General features: G+C 64.9%; 20 protein-coding genes, 1 tRNA gene and 1 pseudogene (1 of these 22 cut by a window edge). 15 read left to right on the top strand and 7 right to left on the bottom strand.

The annotated features are described in order from the left end of the window. Positions 1-609 precede the first annotated feature (609 nt). Positions 610-686: transfer RNA gene (locus ACVMB0_RS13150), tRNA-Met, on the bottom strand. A gap of 316 nt (positions 687-1002) precedes the next feature. Here ACVMB0_RS13150 and ACVMB0_RS13145 point away from each other — a divergent pair. Then, a complete protein-coding gene (locus tag ACVMB0_RS13145) occupies positions 1003-2436 on the top strand; it encodes a coniferyl aldehyde dehydrogenase (RefSeq protein WP_461346503.1) in 1434 nt (477 codons plus the stop codon). Positions 2437-2681: 245 nt separating this feature from the next. Here ACVMB0_RS13145 and ACVMB0_RS13140 read toward each other — a convergent pair whose 3' ends face one another. Beyond that, positions 2682-2879 carry a hypothetical protein gene (locus tag ACVMB0_RS13140; protein WP_461346502.1) on the bottom strand — a complete coding sequence of 66 codons (198 nt, stop codon included), beginning with the start codon at positions 2877-2879 and terminating at the stop codon, positions 2682-2684. On the opposite strand from ACVMB0_RS13140, the gene ACVMB0_RS13135 reads away from it, so the two are divergent. The 3 genes from ACVMB0_RS13135 (at position 2878) to ACVMB0_RS13125 (ending at position 5472) form a co-directional block, all read left to right on the top strand. Continuing rightward, positions 2878-3393, top strand: a complete 516-nt coding sequence (locus ACVMB0_RS13135; RefSeq protein ID WP_461346501.1) for a CvpA family protein — start codon at positions 2878-2880, stop codon at positions 3391-3393. The two genes, ACVMB0_RS13140 and ACVMB0_RS13135, sit on opposite strands and share 2 nt — an antisense overlap. 136 nt (positions 3394-3529) lie before the next feature. After that, on the top strand, positions 3530-4312 hold the full coding sequence (locus ACVMB0_RS13130) for an SDR family oxidoreductase (RefSeq protein WP_456750378.1): 783 nt from the start codon (positions 3530-3532) through the stop codon (positions 4310-4312). Between the two features lie 170 nt (positions 4313-4482). Further along, positions 4483-5472: an NADPH:quinone reductase gene (locus ACVMB0_RS13125; RefSeq protein ID WP_461346500.1), complete on the top strand. Its 990-nt coding sequence runs from the start codon at positions 4483-4485 to the stop codon at positions 5470-5472. Positions 5473-5697: 225 nt separating this feature from the next. Here ACVMB0_RS13125 and ACVMB0_RS13120 read toward each other — a convergent pair whose 3' ends face one another. Continuing rightward, on the bottom strand, positions 5698-6111 hold the full coding sequence (locus ACVMB0_RS13120; protein ID WP_461346499.1) for a DUF3775 domain-containing protein: 414 nt from the start codon (positions 6109-6111) through the stop codon (positions 5698-5700). Positions 6112-6229: 118 nt separating this feature from the next. Between ACVMB0_RS13120 and ACVMB0_RS13115 the strand changes: the two genes are divergently transcribed. The 4 genes from ACVMB0_RS13115 to ACVMB0_RS13100 all read left to right on the top strand — a co-directional run bounded on the left by ACVMB0_RS13115 (position 6230) and on the right by ACVMB0_RS13100 (position 9903). Further along, positions 6230-7078 (top strand): MBL fold metallo-hydrolase, encoded by an 849-nt coding sequence (locus ACVMB0_RS13115; RefSeq protein WP_461346498.1) that lies wholly within the window; start codon positions 6230-6232, stop codon positions 7076-7078. A gap of 140 nt (positions 7079-7218) precedes the next feature. Then, on the top strand, positions 7219-8061 hold the full coding sequence (locus ACVMB0_RS13110; protein ID WP_456750382.1) for a fumarylacetoacetate hydrolase family protein: 843 nt from the start codon (positions 7219-7221) through the stop codon (positions 8059-8061). Positions 8062-8199: 138 nt separating this feature from the next. Beyond that, on the top strand, positions 8200-8814 hold the full coding sequence (locus tag ACVMB0_RS13105; RefSeq protein WP_461346497.1) for a glutathione S-transferase family protein: 615 nt from the start codon (positions 8200-8202) through the stop codon (positions 8812-8814). A gap of 216 nt (positions 8815-9030) precedes the next feature. Beyond that, the gene (locus tag ACVMB0_RS13100) at positions 9031-9903 is read left to right on the top strand and encodes an MBL fold metallo-hydrolase (RefSeq protein ID WP_461346496.1); all 873 of its coding nucleotides are present in this window, start codon (positions 9031-9033) and stop codon (positions 9901-9903) included. Between the two features lie 141 nt (positions 9904-10044). Here the strand turns inward: ACVMB0_RS13100 and ACVMB0_RS13095 are convergent. Beyond that, positions 10045-10588, bottom strand: a pseudogene (locus ACVMB0_RS13095) (methylated-DNA--[protein]-cysteine S-methyltransferase). A 157-nt stretch (positions 10589-10745) separates the two neighbouring features. Between ACVMB0_RS13095 and ACVMB0_RS13090 the strand changes: the two are divergent. Further along, positions 10746-11567: an alpha/beta fold hydrolase gene (locus ACVMB0_RS13090; RefSeq protein ID WP_461346495.1), complete on the top strand. Its 822-nt coding sequence runs from the start codon at positions 10746-10748 to the stop codon at positions 11565-11567. A gap of 199 nt (positions 11568-11766) precedes the next feature. Here the strand turns inward: ACVMB0_RS13090 and ACVMB0_RS13085 are convergent, their stop codons facing one another. Next, the gene (locus tag ACVMB0_RS13085; RefSeq protein WP_461349645.1) at positions 11767-12222 is read right to left on the bottom strand and encodes a carboxymuconolactone decarboxylase family protein; all 456 of its coding nucleotides are present in this window, start codon (positions 12220-12222) and stop codon (positions 11767-11769) included. Between the two features lie 110 nt (positions 12223-12332). On the opposite strand from ACVMB0_RS13085, the gene ACVMB0_RS13080 reads away from it, so the two are divergent. The 5 genes from ACVMB0_RS13080 (at position 12333) to ACVMB0_RS13060 (ending at position 17946) form a co-directional block, all read left to right on the top strand. After that, entirely contained in the window at positions 12333-13199 is an 867-nt protein-coding gene (locus ACVMB0_RS13080; protein ID WP_461346494.1) for a sigma-70 family RNA polymerase sigma factor, read from the top strand. A 54-nt stretch (positions 13200-13253) separates the two neighbouring features. Next, positions 13254-14504: a M20/M25/M40 family metallo-hydrolase gene (locus ACVMB0_RS13075; RefSeq protein ID WP_461346493.1), complete on the top strand. Its 1251-nt coding sequence runs from the start codon at positions 13254-13256 to the stop codon at positions 14502-14504. 358 nt (positions 14505-14862) lie between these two features. Beyond that, entirely contained in the window at positions 14863-15537 is a 675-nt protein-coding gene (locus ACVMB0_RS13070; RefSeq protein WP_461346492.1) for a GntR family transcriptional regulator, read from the top strand. Positions 15538-15673: 136 nt separating this feature from the next. Beyond that, positions 15674-16474: a phytanoyl-CoA dioxygenase family protein gene (locus ACVMB0_RS13065; protein ID WP_461346491.1), complete on the top strand. Its 801-nt coding sequence runs from the start codon at positions 15674-15676 to the stop codon at positions 16472-16474. Positions 16475-16641: 167 nt separating this feature from the next. Further along, positions 16642-17946, top strand: coding sequence for an NAD(P)H-dependent oxidoreductase (locus ACVMB0_RS13060; protein ID WP_456750390.1), 1305 nt, complete (start codon positions 16642-16644; stop codon positions 17944-17946). A gap of 210 nt (positions 17947-18156) precedes the next feature. Here ACVMB0_RS13060 and ACVMB0_RS13055 read toward each other — a convergent pair whose 3' ends face one another. Beyond that, positions 18157-19242, bottom strand: a complete 1086-nt coding sequence (locus ACVMB0_RS13055; protein ID WP_461346490.1) for an NAD-dependent epimerase/dehydratase family protein — start codon at positions 19240-19242, stop codon at positions 18157-18159. A gap of 300 nt (positions 19243-19542) precedes the next feature. Between ACVMB0_RS13055 and ACVMB0_RS13050 the strand changes: the two genes are divergently transcribed. Beyond that, positions 19543-20631 carry a TRAP transporter substrate-binding protein gene (locus ACVMB0_RS13050; RefSeq protein ID WP_456750392.1) on the top strand — a complete coding sequence of 363 codons (1089 nt, stop codon included), beginning with the start codon at positions 19543-19545 and terminating at the stop codon, positions 20629-20631. Between the two features lie 218 nt (positions 20632-20849). Here the strand turns inward: ACVMB0_RS13050 and ACVMB0_RS13045 are convergent, their stop codons facing one another. Then, on the bottom strand, positions 20850-20903 hold the final stretch of the coding sequence (locus ACVMB0_RS13045; RefSeq protein WP_456750393.1) for a hypothetical protein. 555 nt of this gene lie beyond the right edge of the window; only the last 54 of its 609 coding nucleotides appear in the window; the start codon falls outside the window, past its right edge; it ends in the stop codon at positions 20850-20852.

The following is a 20903-nucleotide window of genomic DNA, read 5'->3' as shown; positions in this document are numbered from 1 at the left end:
TCCCAATTGGCTAGCCGGGCTTACTCTGCCGCCCTTTCAGCTACCGATGGCTCGTCGTTTGCTAAAGCTAGCGCAAAGCTTGCCACACGCCAAGGAAGTCAACGTCTTTAACCACCGCCCTCACGCGTAGGCAATTCGGCGAATATGATCGTCTGCGTCCATTCAAATCCACTTGCGTCATGTCGCATGGACTTTCCCGCAACGTTCGCGAGCCCTCTCGATTCCACGCACCGCGGCCGACCGAGCGACACGATATGCTCTCAACATCTACAGATTGCAATTAATTCTCGTGCGTCCTCCAACACTAACGCAGGAAGTCGCGCTGCAAGCAACAAACGGGACAGCAGCTGCAGAATGGCCGGCGGTCCGGGCTCCATATTTGGCGCGGAGCAGTGGTGAACTTTGCGCGAACTACCCCCTCTCGGTTTTGTGCCGCTTTGTGCCAGTTTTGTGCCGTGGAGTATTTCGAACTATTTGGGAATCCGAGCCGGAATCGACCTAACCCATTGTCAATCAACGGTTTCCGTCGGGAGCGTTTGGGAATGCCTTGTAAGACATGAAAAAGCCCGCCAATGGCGGGCTAATTCATTGATCCAACTAGGGAAAAGTTGGTTGCGGGGATAGGATTTGAACCTATGACCTTCAGGTTATGAGCCTGACGAGCTACCGGGCTGCTCCACCCCGCGTTAAACCGTTGCGTGCCTTGCAGAAAGAGTGCCCGAACCTGTCGGCCAACGCGTCTAACGGCGCCGATCGATCCGTCCGGAGGGCTTCCTGAGAAGGCGACCCGGGCCGAAGCCGTCGGGTGCGGGGCGTATGTATCAATGTGAAGTGGGTTTGGAAAGCCCCGGATGCGGGTTTTTGAGGATTTTGTGACGTCCAGATCACCGGCTTTCCTGACAAAATGACCGCCGGGAACCGGGGCTTGCCAGACCGCCCGCAAAAGCGGAGCTTGGCGCCCAACAAAATCCGTCAAGGAAATGTCATCCGAGGGGGAACGCCATGGACCGGCTGGTGAAGAGCCCGGGGCTGTACGCGCTTGAGGAGACCTTTCACCGCCAGATCGAGCTGTCACGGAGCGAGCCGGCGCCGACATTGCAGGCGCGGCTCGACCGGCTGCGCCGCCTGCGCGCCGCCCTGACCGAGAACGAGGCGCGATTCGAGGCGGCGATCTCGGCCGATTTCGGCCACCGCTCCACCGTCGAGACCGCGATCGCCGAGACCATGCTGGTGCTCGGCGAGATCAAGCACGCGGCCAAGCACCTCAAGTCGTGGATGGCGCCGCAAAAGGTGCCGACCACCATGCAGTTCGCGCCGGCGAAGAACCGGCTGATGCCGCAGCCGCTCGGCGTGGTCGGGATCATCGCACCATGGAATTATCCGCTGCAACTGACGCTGGCGCCTGCGGTCGCCGCGATCGCGGCCGGCAACCGCGCCATCATCAAGCCGAGCGAGCTGGTGCCGCGCTTCGCCGAACTGCTGGCCGAGGCGATTGAAAAGAAATTCGACCCCACCGAGCTCGCGGTCACCGCGATCGACGACGACATTGCAAAGGCCTTCGCCGCGCTGCCGTTCGACCATCTGATCTTCACCGGCTCGACCCGGATCGGCCGGCTGGTCGCGGAAGCCTGTGGCCGCAATCTGACGCCGGTGACGCTCGAGCTCGGCGGCAAGTCGCCCGCGATCGTCGACGGCTCCGCCGACATCGACGAGGCCGCGCAGCGCATCGCCTATGGCAAGCTGCTCAATGCCGGGCAGACCTGCATCGCGCCCGATTACGTGCTGCTGCCGCAAGCCGCGGTGCAGCCGTTCGCGATGCGGCTGCTGGGCCACATGCAGCACATGTTCGGCACCGATCCGAAAAATCCCGACTACACCTCGATCGTCTCGGACCGGCACTACGCCCGGCTCGAAGGCCTCGTCGCCGATGCCGCCGCAAAGGGCGCGACCATCATGCAACCGGCGGCGCCGAACGATCCCGAATGGAAGGGAGTGCGCAAATTCCCGCCGACCGTCATCGTCGATGCGACGCCCGAGATGACCGTGATGCAGGAGGAGATCTTCGGACCGCTGCTGCCGATCATCGGCACCCGCGACACTGATGAGGCGATCGCCTTCATCAACAAGCGCGACCGCCCGCTGGCGCTGTACTGGTTCGGCACCGACAATGCCGCCCGCGACGCGGTGCTGGCGCGCACGGTGTCCGGCGGCGTCACCGTCAACGACTGCCTGTTCCATTTCGCGCAGGCCTATCAGCCGATGGGCGGCGTCGGCGCGTCCGGCACCGGCGCGTATCACGGCGAATGGGGATTCAAGACGCTGACCAAGCTGAAGCCGGTGTTCTACCGCTCGCGCTTCAACCGGCTCGCCGATCTCTATCCGCCCTATGGCGCGAAGGTCGCGCGACTGGAAAAGCTGATGCGGATGTTGTCGTAGCCGAACGGCAAGAGAGTGGGGTGACTGACACGGCGAGGACAGCGACGTCGAGACCATGGTCGCGGGCTTCAAGATGACCAGGCGGCTGCTCGACACGCCGGCGGAAGGCGGCCGATATGACCAGGGCGGAGATGCGGGCGCGGTAACGATCGCGGCCAATACGAGACATCGTAGCCCGGATGAAGCGAAGCGTAATCCGGGATTTCGCGCACAGGCTCCCCGGATTGCGCTGCGCTCCATCCGGGCTACGAACTCGCACGTTCGTCGCGCCCGGAATGACGCCTGTGGCGGGCGAGGAGGATGATTTCTTTACCGGCATCGCATAGGCCGGACATCGACAGGTTGCGGAAAACGGACGATTGATTGCTACAATTGTCCTCGATGCAAACCGGTTTCATCAACCTGGGAACCGTAGGAGATCGGGGCAGGAAATCGTCATCCATGAACCTCTTCGACATCGTCGTGACCCTCGGGCTGCTGTTCGCAGTCGTCACCGGCTTCACCACCGGCCTGCTGCGCAGCGCGGTCACCATCCTGGCCTACCTCGTCGCCATGCCGATCGCGGTCGCGCTGCTGGCGATGATCGGGCCCCACATCGCGACGCTGCCGTCGTCGCCGTTTCCGCCCAATGGGGTGTTGCTGTTCGGCCTGTTCCTGCTGACCGGCGTCATCCTCGGGAAGATGGCGCGGACGATGCTCGACGACACCATCGGCGCGGAGATCGGGATCGGCGACCGGCTGGGCGGCGCGCTGCTCGGCGCGGTCAGGGTCGGCCTTGTGGTGACCACGCTGGTGCTGGTGTTCGATCAGCTGGTGCCGCTGGCGAAGCAGCCGCAATTCCTCAACGGATCGCAATTGCGGCCGCTGTTCTCCGCGGCGGGTCAGGCCGGATTCCGCTCGCTGCCGCCCGAAGCTACCATGGCGATCGAGCGGCTGCGGCGGGAGCAGCGCATCTAGCCCGTTGCGCTGGCCCGGCCGCTCCGGCCCGGCATGCACTTATGCATTGCACCTCCCTTATCGCCGCGGCCGAGCCTGGCTAGACTGGCGCCATCGAAACCTTACAAACCGACCCGACATCACAGGGAGTGAACTCGTGGATCTTGGAATCAAAGGCCGCCGGGCCATCGTCTGCGCATCGAGCAAGGGACTGGGCCGTGCCTGCGCGATCGCGCTCGCCAATGAAGGGGTGCACGTCACCCTGACGGCGCGCGGCGCCGAGGCGCTGAAGCAGACCGCCGACGACATCCGCAAGGCCCATCCGTCCGTCACGGTGACCGAGATCGTCGGCGACATCACGACGGCGGCCGGACGCGAGGCCGTGCTCAGGGCCTGCCCCGAACCGGACATCCTGATCAACAATGCCGGCGGCCCGCCGCCCGGCGATTTCCGCAACTGGACCCGCGACGACTGGATCAAGGCGATCGATGCCAACATGCTGACGCCGATCGAGCTGATCAAGGCAACCGTCGACGGCATGATGGCGCGCAAGTTCGGCCGCATCGTCAATATCACCTCGGCCGCCGTGAAGGCGCCGATCGAGATCCTCGGCCTCTCCAACGGCGCCCGCGCCGGCCTCACCGGCTTCGTCGCCGGCCTGTCGCGCAAGACCGTGATCAACAATGTCACCATCAACGGCCTGCTGCCGGGCCCGTTCGACACCGACCGCCTGCGCGGCACCGCCAAGCCCGAGGCCGAGAAGCGCGGCATCTCGGCCGACCAGGTGCTGGCCGAGCGCGCCAAGCTGAACCCCGCCGGCCGCTTCGGCCGTCCCGACGAGTTCGGCTATGCCTGCGCGTTCCTGTGCGGCGACAAGGCCGGCTTCATCACCGGGCAGAACATTCTGCTCGACGGCGGCGCCTTCCCGGGCACGCTCTAGTGCCGCCGATTTGAAGCTCCTGCACTGTATGCGGCGAGACCGGTTTGGAGCTTCAAATCGGTCAAGCGGCACTCACTAGAGATTCATGAGTCTTCTAGCGCCCTCTTGCTTTCCGAAGTTCGCGCACGAGGTCGCTGGACGAGTTCACGAACTTCGGAAAGGGGCGCTAGATGAGAGCAGTCTGGTACGAAAAAACCGGCGCGGCGCCGACGGTGCTGACCGTCGGCGAAATGTCGACGCCCGATGCGGGCCCCGGCGAGGTGCGGGTTCGGCTCGAAGCGTCGGGCATGAATCCGGCCGATGTCGGCCGCCGCAGCGGCAACTATCGCGCGATGGAATTCCCGCGCGTGATCCCGAACAGCGACGGCGCGGGGATCATCGATCAGGTCGGTGAAGGCGTGACGCGCTTTGCGGTCGGCGACCGCGTCTGGCTGTTCAACGGCCAGCGCAACGGCCGCGCCTTCGGCACCGCGGCCGAATACATCGCGCTCGCCGACTACCTGGTGACGCCGCTGCCGCAGGACGTGTCGTTCGCCGCAGGTGCTACGCTCGGCATCCCCTGCATGACCGCGTGGTGCGCGCTGTTTGCCGACGGTCCGATCGCAGGGCAAACGGTGCTGGTCACCGGCGGCGCCGGCGCGGTCGGTCACTACGCGGTGCAATTGGCGAAGTGGGGCGGCGCGCGCGTGATCGCGACCGTCAGTTCAGAGGTCAAGGACGTCGAAGCGCGGCTGGCCGGCGCCGACACCGTCGTCAACTACCGAACCGAGGACGTCGTCGCCAAGATGATGGCCTTCACCGAGAACCGCGGCGTCGACCGCGTGATCGACGTCGATTTCGGCGGCAACCTCGCCACCACGCTGAAGCTCATGGCGATGAACTCGACCATCGCGGTCTATGCCAGCAACGGCAACCGCACGCCCACGCTGCCGGTGCGCGAATTGATGGAGAAATGCATCACGGTGCGCACGCTGGTGCTGTTCGCGCTGCCGCCGACGTTGCTCGCGGCCGCGCAGGCCGACATCACCAAATGGTTGGAGTCGGGTACCCGCGTGCACAACATCGCCGGCCAATTCGCGCTGTCGGAGACCGCCGAAGCCCATCTCGCGGTCGAGAAGGGCGACAAGATCGGTACCGTGATCGTCGACTGCGGGCGATAACACGCGGATGTTTTGCTTCTCCCTCTCCCCGTTCTGTTGTCCGTCGAAGCCCGCCTTCGGGCGAAGGCGGATACGGGGAGAGGGTTGGGGTGAGGGGCTCTCGCCGCGAAAAAGGTGACGGCAGAGACTGCGGAAACTCCCCCTCTCACCCGGATTGCATTCCGCTTCGCTGCATGCAATCCGACCTCTCCCCGCAAGCGGGGCGAGATAAGTGAACAGCTCCTCCTACTGGATCGGCGTGATGCGCTCGTCGTTCGGCGAAAGGCCGAACTCGTCGAGCCCTTCGGCAAGGAAATCGCCGAGCATCGGCTCGCCCAGCAGATAGGTCGCGGTACGGCCGTTGCGGCCGCGCGCGGTCTCGCGGCGCAGATCGGCCCATTCCTCGATCGTGGCGTCGCCGCGGCCGAGCCGCATCAGCGCAACCAGATCGACCTGCTCGTCCTCGGTCAGCGCGTCAATGAAGCCGGTGATCTCGCGCGCCACCGGATCATTGCCGTCATCCTCCAGCACGTCGATCATCTCGTCGTCGGCGCCGTTCGAGCCGGAGTCCGGATCGACGATGCCCTCCTTGACGTCGAATTCGCGCGCCTTCTCGATCAAGAAGCCGACCTTTTCGGGGGAGATTGTGAGTTCCGGCATTCGCGCACTCCTTGGTCCAACGAGGCGGTAACGCAGGAGGCGCCGACTTGATCCATTGCGCCGGCACGCGGAAACAAGCATGGTCGGGCCAGAGAACAAAAAACGGAGGGCACGCCGCATGCAATGGACGATCGGCAAGGTCAAAATCACCAAGGTCGTCGAGCTCGAGACCGTCGGCAGCACCCGCTTCATCCTGCCGCTCGCCGGCCGGGAGGAGATCCAGAGCCTGCCCTGGCTGATCCCGCATTTCGCCAATGAGGACGGCCGGCTGAAAATGTCGATCCACTCGCTGCTGGTGGAGACGCCGGAGCACCGCATCATCGTCGACACCGGGCTCGGCAACGACAAGCAGGGCCGCAACGTGCCGACCTGGAACAACCGCAGCGATCCGTTCCTGGAGAAGCTGACCGCGGCGGGATTTGCCCCTGACAGCATCGACACCGCGCTGTGCACGCATCTGCATGTCGACCATGTCGGCTGGAACACGAAGCTCGCCGGCGGCAAATGGGTGCCGACCTTCGCCAACGCACGTTACGTATTCGGCAGGACCGAATTCGAGCACTGGCGCGACCACAGTGACGATGCTGCGCACGCCGCGGTGTTCGCCGATTCCGTGAAGCCGATCGCGGACGCCGGCAAGGCCGAGCTGGTGCCGAGCGACCACCGCCTGACCGAGGAGATCACGCTGATCCCGACGCCGGGGCATAGCCCCGGCCACATGAGCATCCACATCAGGTCGGCGGGAGAGGAAGGGCTGCTGACCGGCGACGTCGCGCATCATCCCTGCCAGATGTATCATCTCGACTGGTCATCGACCGCGGACTCCGACCAGAAGCAGTCGGCGGTGACGCGGCGCGAGCTGTTCTCACGCTTTGCCGACACGCCCACGCTGGTGATCGGCGGGCATTTCAATGCCGGCCACATCAAGCGCGACGGCAATGCGTTCAGGTTCATCGCGCTGGAGTGATCGGCCCGAACCGGCCTTGAAATAAGGCTTGGCAGCAATGCAGCGGCCTCATGGCAGTTGAATTTCCGCCCGCGCTGTTCCATGAAGCGTGTCGAGGTATACCAGTAACAATCCTCAGGACATCGTAGGGAGTGATCAACATGAAGCTTGTTCGTTATGGCGAAAAGGGTGCGGAAAAGCCCGGTCTGATCGATAAATCCGGCCAGCTCCGCGACCTCTCGGCTCACCTGAAGGACCTGACCGGAGAGGCCTATTCGCCGGAATCGCTGAAGAAGCTCGCTGCCCTCGATCCCGCCTCCCTGCCAGCCGTCTCCGGCAAGCCGCGCTTCGGCGCCCCGGTCACGGGCATCTCGAAGTTCGTCGCGATCGGATTGAACTACACCGACCACGCCAAGGAAACCGGCAACCCGATTCCGTCGGAGCCGATCTTCTTCCTCAAGGCCAACACGGCGCTGTCGGGCCCGAACGACGCGGTCGAGAAGCCGCGCGGCTCGACCAAGCTCGACTGGGAAGTCGAGATCGCAGCGATCATCGGCACCCGCGCCAAGTATGTCTCGGAAGCCGACGCACTGAACCATGTCGCCGGCTATTGCATCTGCAACGACGTCTCCGAGCGCAATTTCCAGATCGAGCGCCTCGGTCAGTGGACCAAGGGCAAGTCGCACGACACGTTCGGTCCGGTCGGCCCGTGGCTCGCCACCAAGGACGAGATCGCCGACGTGCAGAAGCTCTCGATGTGGCTCGACGTCAACGGCCAACGCCGCCAGACCGGCTCGACCTCGACCATGATCTTCACCATGGCGAAGTGCATCTCCTACGTCTCGCAGTTCATGACGCTGCTGCCCGGCGACATCGTCACCACCGGCACTCCGCCCGGCGTCGGCACCGGCATGAAGCCGCCGCAATATCTCAATGTCGGCGACGTCGTCACGCTCGGCATCGAAGGCCTCGGCGAGCAGCGCCAGGAAATCGTCGCGGCTTGAGGTCCAGCCAGCGCCACCGCCGTCATTGCGAGCGAAGCGAAGCAATCCATCTATCCAAGCAAGCGGACAAATGGATTGCTTCGTCGCTTCGCTCCTCGCAATGACGCTCAAATTCGATAGCCCGCGCAAGGACCATCCATGAAACTCACCTTCTCTCCCGCCTCCCCGTTCGCCCGCAAGGTGCGCATCGCGGCGATCGAGCTTGGCCTGATCGACAAGATCGAATTCGTGCCGGCAACCGTTGCGCCCGGCACGGCCAACGACGAATACTCCAGGATCTCGCCGCTGAAGAAGCTGCCGGTGCTGATCCTCGACCATGGCGATGTGATCCTGGATTCCTACGTCATCGTCGAATATCTCAACGAGATCGGCGGCGGCCGGCTGATCCCGGGCTACGGCCCACGACGCTGGCAGCTGAAGACCGATCATTCGCTGCTCAACGGCATGCTCGATTCCATGCTGCTGTGCCGCTACGAGAAGATGGTGCGGCCGCAGGGCTCGCTGTGGCAGGCCTGGTATGACGATCACTGGAACAGGGCCTGGGCCGGCATGGCGCGGTTCGAGAACCGGCCGGACGTGCTCGATGGCTCGTCGTTCGACATCGCACAGATCGGCCTCGTCTGCGTGCTCGGCTACGCCGATTTCCGCTTCGCCGATTGCGGCTGGCGCAAGGCCTATCCGAAGCTCGACGCGTTCTGCCAGAAAATGCTGGAGCGGCCGTCGGTGAAGATCTCGGCGCCGCCGCCGGCGTAACCGGACAAAGGCGGGGACAATGACGATGCACGCTCGTCTCCCCCCGCTTCCCGGCGCGAGCCTTGCGCTCGCGACGATTGCCGATCTCGATCTTGTGATGACGACGGCGGCAGCCCGGTACGGCCGGCCGAACGAAGCGCTTGCGGCGCTGGCTACCGCGCCGACATCATCACCTCACCGTGCGCGACGCGCACCGACCTTATCCAAGGAATCACCATGAGCCTGAAATTTTCAGCCGGCGACCTCACCATTCATCGCATTGTCGAGGAGGAAGGCAAGTTCCTGCCCGCGCAGGACATGTTTCCCGGCTTGACGCCGGAGCTGCTCGCCGAGAACCGCGCCTGGATGAAGGCGGCCGGTGCGCTCGACGACAGCGACACCTTGATCCTGGCATTCCAGTCCTACATCGTGAAGACGCCGCACCACACCATCCTGATCGACAGCTGCATCGGCAATGACAAGCCGCGCCCGACGCGGCCGACCTGGAATATGAAGACCGATGACAATTATCTGCGCGGCCTTGCGGCGGCGGGCTTTTCGGTCGGTGACATCGACTATGTGATGTGCACGCATCTGCATGTCGATCATGTCGGCTGGAACACGCGGCTGGAGAACGGCCGCTGGGTGCCGACCTTCCCGAACGCGCGCTACGTGTTCGACAAGAGCGAGTTCGACTATTGGACCGAGACCAATGCCAAGGCGGAGGTCCCGCCCTTCGTCGACAGCGTGCTGCCCGTGGTCGAGGCCAAGCGCGCCGAGCTCGTCGGCACTGATTTTGCGATCGGCGATCACCTGCGCATCCTGCCGACGCCCGGCCACACCCCGGGCCATGTCGCCTTCACTCTCGGCCGCGGCAAGGATGACGCGGTGTTTGCCGGCGATCTGATGCACTCGCCGATCCAGACGCTTTATCCGGAGCTGTCGCCGAAATTCGACGTCGACCCGGCACTGGCAGCGAAGACGCGGCGCAGCTTCCTGGAACGCTATTGCGACACCGACACGCTGTGCTGCCCCGCGCATTTCCCCTCGCCGACCGTCGGCAAGATCAAGCGGAAGGGCAATGGGTTCGTGTGCGAGACGGTGAGGTAGGCGAGCGCTTCACCCTCCCCTGGAGGGGTCGACCCGTAGGCTGGCAAAGCGAAGCGTGCCCACCTTCAAGCGGTGCAAGAAGGGTGGGCACGTTCGCTTGCGCTCCCTTTGCCCACCCCACGGTTTCGCAACTTGCGCCGCTCAATCGAACAAGCTCGGCGTGTGGTTCACCACCGCGCCCTCGATCTCGAGCATCTTCAGCTTGGTCACCACGCCGCCATTGGCCGAGAAGCCGCCCGGCTTGTTGCCGGCCGCCAGCACCCGGTGGCAGGGCACCACGATCGGGCACGGGTTGCGGCCCAATGCCTGGCCGACGTCGCGCGACAGCTCGACGCCGCCGAGCTGCTTGGCGATGTCACCATAGGTCATGGTCTTGCCCGGCGGAATCTTCCGCGCGATGTCGTAGACACCGCGGTTGAACTCCGGCACCCCGTCCAGATCGAGCACGATGTCGGCGAGGTCGTTCGGCTTGCCGGCAAGCAGCTCGATCATGCCGTCGATCGCGTGCTGCACCTCGGCCGGCGGGGGCCGCCTCGGTGACCTCGCCGTTGCGCTGGGCAATCCGCTTGCGGGTTTTCTCCTCGGTGCCCATCGGCAGCTGCACGCCGGTGACGCCGTGCTCGCCCCAGACGACGCCGCAGGCGCCGATCATGGTCTCGAAGATTGCAAAATGCTGGCCGGTCATGGCTCGCTCCAGATGTTCCCTGATATCGTTGCTTCGGCTCACGCGTGAGCCTGCTGTTGATCTGAAATCTAGGCTTGGAGAATGTTGCTATCCACCCGAATTCCGTGGGAACTTGGGCCAAATCAACAACATCTCCCGCCCGTCCGCGAGCCCCCGAATGCACAGTCTCCACGTCAACGGTTTCGACATGCCCTATCTCGATATCGGCAAAGAGAGCGGCAAGGGGCCGCCGCTGCTCTGCGTGCATGGCTCGCTGTGCGATTTCCGGATCTGGTCGGCGGTGCTCGGGCCGCTGACGCGGGCGCATCGCGTGATTGCGGTCAGCCTGCGGCATTTCTTCCCGGCGCATTGGGATGGCGTCGGCGATACCTATTCGATCGCCCAGCATGTCGACGATGTGATCGCCTTCATCGAGGCTTTCGACACCAAACCGGTCCACTTGATGGGACATTCCCGCGGCGGCCATATCTGCTTCCGCGTCGCGCAGCGAAGGCCGGACCTCCTGCGCAGGCTGATCCTCGCCGAACCCGGCGGCGAACTCGACGGCACGCTCGATCCCGATTTCCGGCCCGGCCCCTCACCACTGGCGGCGCGGATCGCGGCTTCCGCCGAGGTGATCGCCAAGGGCGACGTCGATGGCGGCCTACAGATATTCATGGACGCGCTGGAAGGCCCCGGCGCCTGGAAGCGGATTCCGGCAACCTCCAAGCAGCTGCTGCGCGACAACGCGACCACGCTGATTGGCCAGACCCGCGACCAGCGGCCGCCATTCTCGAAGGCGGACGCCGAGGCAATCAAGACGCCGACGCTGTTCATCGGCGGCGCCAACACCAAGGGCATGCTGCCGAAGGTGCTGCACGCGCTTGCCGCCAACGTGAAGGGTGCGCGCACCGAGATGATCCCCGGCACCACGCACCCGATGTTCGAGCAGGCCCCGCAGCGCTACTGCGAGATCGTGCTGGAATTTTTGGCGGGCTGAGCCGGCCCAACACTTCACCTCGCCCCGCTTGCGGGGAGAGGTCGGATCATGCAGCGTAGCGAAATGTGATCCGGGTGAGGGGGACAGGTCTATCCGACTACACTGCTCGCGGAGAGAGCCCCTCACCAACCGTCTCCCCGCATCCGCTTTCGCCCGAAGGCGGGCTTCGGCGGACAAGAGAACGGGGAGAGGAGAGCTCTCACACCTTCCACGCACCGACCGGTTGCCGCACGGCGACGTTGAGCCGGTTCCAGACGTTGATCGCCGCAATCCCGAGCAACAGCGACGCAAGCTGCTGCTCGTCGAAATGCTTCGCGGCCTCGTCCCACACCGCGTCCGTGACCGGATCCTCGCGATCGCTGAGCCGGGTGACCGCTTCGGTCAGCGCCAGCGCGGCGCGTTCCGCGTCGGTGAAATACGGCGCATCGCGCCAGGCGCCGACCGCGAACAGCCGTTCGTCGGTCTCGCCGGCGCGCCGGGCGAGTTTTGGGTGCATATCGACGCAGACGCTGCAACCGTTGATCTGGCTGGCGCGCAGATGGACCAGTTCGAGCAGCTTTTCCGGCAAGGCCTGTTTGGTGCTTTCGCTGAGCGCCTGCAGCGCCTTCATGGCCTCGGGAACAACCATCACCGGGTGGTTCATGCGGGCTTTCATCATGTCAGTCTCCTGATTTGCCTTTTGACGCCGCCGTGCCGATCTGTTGTCACATCGGCCCAGTTTCGTTCGTCATGGCCATGACGGAGCGGACCAAGGGAATGTGACCGATGCACGAGAAGAAATTTCTGGCTGAGCAGTTCGAGGCCAACCGGCCGCGGCTGCGGGCGGTGGCCTATCGCATGCTGGGCTCGATCGCCGAGGTCGACGATGCCGTGCAGGAGACCTGGCTCAGGCTCGGCCGCACGGACACGACTGCGGTCGACAATCTCGGCGGATGGCTGACCACGGTGATCGCGCGGATCTGCCTCGACATGCTGCGTGCGCGCAAATCGCGCCGCGAGGAGCCGATGGGGGCGCACGTGCCGGAGCCGATCGCGGACAATCCGTCCGAGCGCGAGACCGAGATGGCGGACTCGGTCGGTGCGGCGTTGCTCGTGGTGCTGGAAACGCTGGCGCCGGCCGAGCGGCTGGCCTTCGTGCTGCACGACATGTTCGCGGTGCCGTTCGAGGAGATCGCGCCGATCGTCGGGCGCACGCCGGCCGCCGCGCGGCAACTGGCAAGCCGCGCGCGTCGCCGCGTGCAGGGCACGCCGCCTGCGCCGGATGCCGATCTCAGCCGGCAGCGCGGCATCGTCGAGGCTTTCCTTGCGGCGTCCCGCAACGGCGATTTCGAGGGGCTGCTTGCGGTGCTCGCGCCCGACGTCGTGGTGCGCGCCGATCAGGCCGCGCAGCGGCTCGGCTCGCTGCCGGTGATCCGCGGCGCGGCGGCGGTCGCCGAAAGCTTCAAGGGACGCGCCCAGGCCGCGAAGCCGGCGCTGGTCGACGGCGAGATCGGCGTTGCCGTCATTCTCGGCGGCAGGCTGCGCGTCGTGCTGCGGGTCACGATCGCAGGCGACAGAATCGCGGCGATCGACGCGACCGCCGAGCCGGCAGAGATCGAAGCACTCGATGTCGAGGTGCTCGATCGCGCCTGACGCGGCTGGATCGCGATGCTAGTCTCTCGCTGCGCTCACGCAGGGAGGACAATCATGAAACGATGCATCAAATTGCTCGCGTCGGCCGGACTGCTCGCCCTCGCCTCGTCCTCCGCTCTTGCTGCCGCGGATGAGAAGCTGCGCGCGGCCGTCGAGCAGGCCCAACCGGCCGTGATCGAGAGCCTGCACGACATGGTGCTGATCGAATCAGGCTCCAGCGATGTCGACGGCCTGAACAAGATGGCCGACTACACCGAAGCGCGGCTGAAGGCGCTCGGCGCCAGGACCGAGCGCCGCAAGAGCACGAAGGGTGCCGGCGCCGACATGGTGATCGGCACATTTGAGGGCACCGGCAGCAGGAAGCTGATGCTGATCGCGCATATGGATACGGTCTATGAGCACGGCATCCTCGACAGCCAGCCCTACAAGGTCGACGGCAGCAGGATCTATGGACCCGGCATCGCCGACGACAAGGGCGGCATCGCCGTCATCCTGCATTCGCTGAAGATCCTGAACGACGCGGGCTGGCACGACTACGCCAGGCTTACGGTATCGTTCAATCCGGATGAGGAGGTCGGCTCGATCGGTTCCGGCGAGATCATCGCCGAGCTCGCCGACCAGCACGATGTGGTCTTGTCCTGCGAGCCGACCGTGGCGCCGCCGGTCGCCAGGAATGAGAGCCTGCTGCTCGGCGCTAGCGGCACCGCGACCGGCACGATCGATGTGAAGGGCAAGGCCTCGCATGCCGGCGCCGCACCGCAGCTCGGCCGCAACGCGCTGCTCGAGCTCGCGCATCAATTGCTGCAAACCCAGGACGTCGCGAAATCCATTCCCGGCACGCAGCTGAACTGGACCACCGCGAAGGCCGGCACCGTGCGCAACCAGATTCCCGATCAAGCCACCGCCGGCGCCGACATCCGCCTCACCATTCCGGACGGCGTGCAGAAGCTGCAAGCGGCACTCGACGAGAAGGTGAAGAATAGACTGATCCCGGACACCGAGTTGAGCGTGAAGGTCGTCGCCGGCCGCCCGCCTTTCATCGCAAACGATCGCGGCCGCGCACTCGCAAAACAGGGACAGGCGATCTATGCCGAGCTCGACCGCACGCTCGACATTGCGGAGATGACCGGCGGCGCGACCGACGCCGGCTACGCCGCGCGCAGCGGCAAGGCGATCGTGGTCGAGAGCTTCGGCCTCGCCGGCTGGGGCTATCACGCGCGCGACGAATACATCGACACCAACTCGATCGTGCCGCGGCTCTATCTGATGACGCGGATGCTGATGGAGCTGGGCAAGGCGAGGTAGCGGGGCGCAACGGCATCGCATTGGGACAGCAGCGCCGATCTTTCGCGCCGGCGCCCGGGGCCACCCCTCTCCCCACCCTCCCCCGCATCCGCCTTCGCCAAGAGGCTTCGGCGGACAAGAAGGGGGGAGGGAGCCCTGCACGACGCTCACCTCACTGAGCTCATTATCCGCCCGGGCCACGGTGCCCATCGCTCCGACAAATCTCCGCCGCAATCGAGGCACCCATCAAGTCTTGGAAGAAAGCATCAAGATATCAATAGCTTAGCCCCGCCGAAAACTGTTGCCTTGACCGCTTTCGCAACCCGCAGTAGCGTCTATTTCGAATACGGAATTCCGTATTCCGAATTGGACTGATGGCATGATCCCGTTGGACCCGCTTCCGAACCTGATCGACCAGGTCTACGGGCGATTGCTCGAAGCGATCATCGACCGCACATTGCTGCCCGGCCAGCGCATCACCCAGAACGAATTGGCTGAAAAGCTCGGCGTCTCGCGCCAGCCGATCTCGCACGCCCTGCATCTGTTGCATCGCCAAGGCCTCGTCGCGGAGAGCGGCAAGCGCGGCTTCGAGGTGACGCAGCTCGATCCGCAGCGGATCCGCGAGCTGTATGAAGTGCGCGGCGCCATCGATGCGCTCGCCGCACGGCTTGCCGCGATGCATGTGAAAGAGGATGCGGCGGCACGCACACAGCTCGAGGCCGCGCTCGAGGCCGGCCGCGCGATCGACGACCACGCGCCGCTGGCGCGGCTGATCGCGCTCGACGTCGACTTCCACAGCGCGATCTATCGGCTCGCCGGCAATTCCGCGATTGAGGAGATGATCACACCGCAGTGGCCGCATATGCGCCGCTCGATGGCGACTGTGCTCGCCGAGCTCGATTACCGCGACAGCGCCTGGACCGAGCACGAGGCCATCGCCGCGCATATTTTCTCCGGCAATGCCGCCGCCGCCGAGGCTGCCGCGCTGGCGCATGCGCAGACGGCGGGGCGGATGACCGAACAGAAGCTGAGGGCCATCGACGTGGCGGCGTGATCCTTCCGTCATTCCGGGATGGTGCGTCAGCACCAGACCGCAGATGCGCGATTGCGCATCGGGAAATCTCGAGATTCCGGGTTCGATGCTTCGCATCGCCCCGGAATGACAATCATAACAACAGGAGGAAAGCACCATGAAACTGACCCAAGAACAGGTCGACTTTTTCCACCGCGAAGGCTGGCTGTTCCTGCCCGAACTGTTTAGCCAGGAAGAGGTCGATTTCCTCGCCCGCGAGGCGGTCGCGATCTATGACGCCAACCGTCCCGAGGTGTGGCGCGAGAAGAGCGGCGCGCCGCGCACGGCGTTCGCCGCGCATCTCTACAACGAGGCGTTCGGCATCCTCGGCGCGCATCCGCGCATGATCGACCCGATCGAGCAGCTGTTCGGTGAGAAGGTCTACATGCACCAGTTCAAGATCAACGCCAAGGCGGCCTTCACCGGCGACGTCTGGCAGTGGCACCAGGATTACGGCACCTGGAAGCGCGACGACGGCATGCGGGAGCCGCGCGCGATGAACATCGCGATCTTCCTCGACGAGGTGATGCCGATCAACGGGCCGCTGATGCTGGTGCCGCAGAGCCAGACCGCTGGCGACCTCAAGGCCTCGCACGATCTCGAAACCACGTCCTACCCGCTGTGGACGCTGGACGAGGAGACCGTGACCCGCCTCGTCAAGCAGGGCGGCATCGTCGCGCCGACCGGCAAGCCCGGCGGCATGCTGATGTTCCACGGCAATCTGGTGCACGGATCGAGCGGCAACATCACGCCCTACCCGCGCAAGATCGTCTATCTGACCTTGAACGCGGTCTCCAACTACATCCGCACCCCGACGCGGCCGGATTACATCGCGCATCGCGACTTCACGCCGATCCAGACGGTTGCCGACGACGCGCTGCTGCGGCTCGCCCGTGCGCCGCGGCAGGCGGCGGAGTAAGCTCTCGAGACCCCGTCATTCCGGGGCTCGCGAAGCGAGAGCCCGGAATCCATTTAACCGCACGGTTCGTAGTACAATGGATTCCGGGCTCGCGACTTCGTCGCGCCCCGGAATGACGGCCTTTTCCTCGTCGCATCCGCGCGATCAAATCCGATGGCAACCAGCACATGAACCTGCATCACCTCCTCAAAACCCGCGCCGCCGCCGGCAAGCCGGTGCGCGTTGTCCTGATCGGCGCCGGAAAATTCGGCTCGATGTTCCTGTCGCAGGTGCCGCATACGCCGGGGCTCGAGGTGCCCGTGATCGTCGATCTCGATCGCGATCGCGCCCGCGAGGCGTGTCGCACCGTCGGCTGGGACGAGGCGCGGATCAACGCGACCACCTTCACCGACGACGGCGCACGCGCGAGCGCCGGCGGCACGTTCGATGTCGTGGTGGAAGCAACCGGCAATCCCGCCGTCGGCATCCGCCATGCCCGCGCGGCGATCGCGGCCGGCAAGCATGTCGTGATGGTCAATGTCGAGGCCGATGTGCTGGCGGGCCCGCTGCTCGCCGAAGAGGCACGCAAGGCCGGCGTGGTCTATTCGCTCGCCTATGGCGACCAGCCGGCGCTGACCGCGGAGATGGTCGACTGGGCGCGCGCCACCGGCTTTCGCGTCGTCGCCGCCGGCAAGGGCACCAAGTACCTGCCGGCCTATCATGACGTGACACCGGAGGGGGTGTGGCAGCATTACGGGCTCACCCCGGGTGAGGCGCAATCCGCCGGCATGAACCCGCAGATGTTCAACTCCTTTCTCGACGGCACCAAATCCGCGATCGAGATGGCGGCGATCGCCAACGCCTGCACGCTCGACGTGCCGTCGGAGGGACTGCTGTTTCCGCCCTGCGGCGTCGACGATCTGCCGCATGTGATGCGGCCGCGCGAGGCGGGCGGCGTGCTGGAGAAATCCGGCATCGTCGAGGTGGTGTCGTCGCTGGAGCGCGACGGCCGCCCGGTGTTTCGCGATCTGCGCTGGGGCGTCTATGTGGTGCTGGAGGCGCCGAACGACTATGCCGCCGATTGCTTCAAGCAATACGGCCTCAAGACAGATGCGTCCGGCCGCTACGCCGCGATGTACAAGCCCTATCATCTGATCGGGCTCGAGCTGAACATTTCCGTGCTGTCGGCGGCGCTGCGCAACGAACCGACCGGACAGCCGCGCGGCTTCCGCGGCGACGTCGCGTCGGTGGCCAAGCGCAATCTGCGCGCCGGCGAGATGCTCGACGGCGAAGGCGGCTACACGGTGTGGGGCAAACTGATGCCGGCTGCTGCGAGCCTCGCCACCGGCGCGCTCCCGATCGGGCTCGCCCATCGCGTCAAGCTGAAGAACGACGTCGCCCATGGCGCGGTGGTGCGATGGAGCGACGTCGAGGTCGACGAAGCGAACGACACGATCAAGACGCGCAAGGCGATGGAGCGGGCGTTTTCGTAGGAAGTCACCTCGCCCCGCTCTTGCGGGGAGAGGTCGGCGCGAAGCGCCGGGTGAGGGGCGATCTCCGCGAGTTCGTTTTCGACTATATTTGCGGAACGAGCCCCTCACCCCAGCCCTCCCCCCGCATCCGCCTTCGCCCGAAGGCGGGCTTCGGCGGACAAGAGAACAGGGAGAGGGAGGAGCAAGCGGCCAGAGCACGACTCCAACAACTCACGGCAGCAGCCGGCTCGCCTTCGCCAGCCTAAACCACTTCCGGAACATCACCTCGGTGTCCATCATCTCGGTGAAGCCGGCCTGGTTGATCTTCACCGTCGAGACGATCGAGGGCGGACCGGATTCGGTCTGCCCGTAGCGCATGCTGTAATCGGCATATTGAAACGACAGGCCGACGAACTCCTCCAGACCCGGCGCGATCAGATCGTGCTTGCTGCGCAGCTCGTCCCATAGCGGAATCCAATTCGGATATTCCTGCGCCAGCGACAGCGGCACATGCCGGCCCGGCGCCATCTCGAGCGCATCAGCGACCGACGGCCAGATATTTTCCCAGGTGAAGACGTCGCCATTGGTGACGTTGAACGCCTCGTTGCGCGCGGCCTGGGTCTCGCCCGACCAGGCGATCGCGCGCGCCAGGAGGTCGACGTCGACCGCCTGGGCGACGCGCGGCGCCCCGCCGGGATAATCCAGCGGCCTGCCCTGCGCGCGCAGTACCGCCGCATAGACGCCGAGCGGCGGGATCAAATCCATCGCGCCGCCCATGGCTTCGCCGATGATCAGGACCGGACGCAGGATGCTCCAGTACCAGCTCTTGCCGCGCTGCAGTTCGCGCAGGAAATTCTCCTGCGCCCAGTAGAAATTCGGCTGCTCGTACATTTCCGAGCGGCCCTCGCGCGCCGGCACAGTGAGCGGCCGGACATGCACGCCATAAGCCTTGGTGCCCTGCAGCAACGCGACATGCTTGAGGTCGGGCGCTGCGGGTTCGAGCACGCCCATCAGATTGCGCAGCATCCGGTCGTTGGTTGCGATCTGCCCGGCATCGCGCCAGCCATCGACCAGGCTGGGCGCCTCATAGAGCGCGGCATAGATCAGGTGCGTTGCACCGGCGAGCGCGGCCGCGGCACGGCGGCAATCCTCGGCATTGGCGAGATCGATCGGCACGTGCCGCGCGCCGTAGAGCTCGCGCGGCTTGCGGCGCGACAGCGCGATGCGCTCGCAATCGCCGGATGCGCCGAAGTGTCGCAAGGCGGCGCTGCCGACGAGACCGGTCGCGCCGGCGATCACAACTTTCTTGTTGGCCATGTCCTTGAACTCCCTTACCTGCCCTGCGTAGCAGATCGCGGCGGCGCCGGCATCGTCGCGGCGAGTATCGGATGAGACCTGTAGCGCAACTTTCCTTCGCACCTGCAGTGTAGGCAGACGCTTGATTTCCTCCGGCAAACGATCATCCTGACCGGCGGAACCGGGCGCCCGGATTTCCACACAAGAGCCCGTCGAGGGCCACCGGACACATTCATCACAGCAACGTCGATCGATCGGCGAAGAAAGACGGCACCAAGATCGCTCCCCTTGTCGAGGCATCGGCACACAGGAGGGAATTGCATGAAGCGTCGTGATTTCTTGACGGCAGGCGGCGTTGGGCTGGCTGCGACGGCGGTGGCTGCGCCCGCGGTCGCGCAATCGATGCCCGAGGTCAGGTGGCGGCTCGCGGCGAGCTGGCCGAAGGCGCTCGACACGCTCTATGGCGGCTGTGAATTCTTCTGCAAGCGCGTCGCCGAGATCACCGACAACCGGTTCCAGATCCAGTCCTTTGCCGCCGGCGAGATCGTGCCCGGCTTGCAGGTGCTGGACGCGGTCTCCAACGGCACGGTCGAGATGGGCAACACCGCGCTGTATTATTACTGGGGCAAGAATCCTGCTTTCACCTTCGGCACGTCGCTGCCGTTCGGCCTCAACACGCGCCAGCATATCTCCTGGCTGCAATGGGGCGGCGGCAGCGAGCTGATCAACAATTTGCTCAGCGAGTACAACTGCGTCGGCATTCCGACCGGCTCGACCGGCGCCCAGATGGGCGGCTGGTTCCGGAAGGAGATCAAGTCGATGGCGGATTTGCAGGGGTTGAAATTCCGCGTCGGCGGCTTCGCCGGCACCATCATCGCCAAGGTCGGCGGCGTGCCGCAGCAGATCGCCGGCGGCGACATCTATCCGGCGCTGGAGAAAGGCACCATCGACGCCGCCGAATGGGTCGGGCCGTATGACGACGAGAAGCTCGGCTTCGTCAAGGTCGCGAAATTCTATTACTACCCCGGCTGGTGGGAAGGCACCGGCCAGGGCCACAATGTGATGAACAAGGACAAGTGGAACGCGCTGCCGAAGCATTATCAGGCCGCGATCCAGGCCGCCTCCGAAGACACCTTCACCTGGGTCACCGGCAAATATGACGCGGTCAATCCGCCGGCGCTGAAACGCCTGATCGTCGCCGGCGCGCAGCTGCGGCCGTTCCCGCAGGAGGTGCTGGAGGCCTGCTACAGCGCGGCCAACGAGATCTACGCCGATCTCGCCAAGAGCAATCCGCATTTCGGCAAGATGTATGCGAGCCTCTCCGCCTATCGCAACGAATCGCTGGCCTGGATGCAGGTCGCCGAGCTCTCGTTCGACAGCTTCATGATGCGGATGCGCACGCGGACTTGAGGCGAACGCGACGGTTTTACACTGCTTGTCATTGCTAGGAGCGATAGCGACGAGGCAATCCATCTCTGTACTTGCTGCGCGATGGATTGCTTCGCTTCGCTCGCAATGACGGGACCGATGGTTTGCTGCCTCTGAACCGAGGACGAGGCTGGAATAAAAAAGCCCCGGAGAAATTCTCCGGGGCTGATTCTTAATTCAAGCCTGATTCGGCGGGCGCCTCAGTTGTCGTCGCTGCCGCCGAACTCTTCCATCAGCTTGTCGTAGCTCTTGGT

This window comes from Bradyrhizobium sp. USDA 4451, from assembly GCF_054822585.1.
Note: the sequence above shows the minus strand (reverse complement) of the source record. Positions and strands in the feature narration are given on the sequence as shown.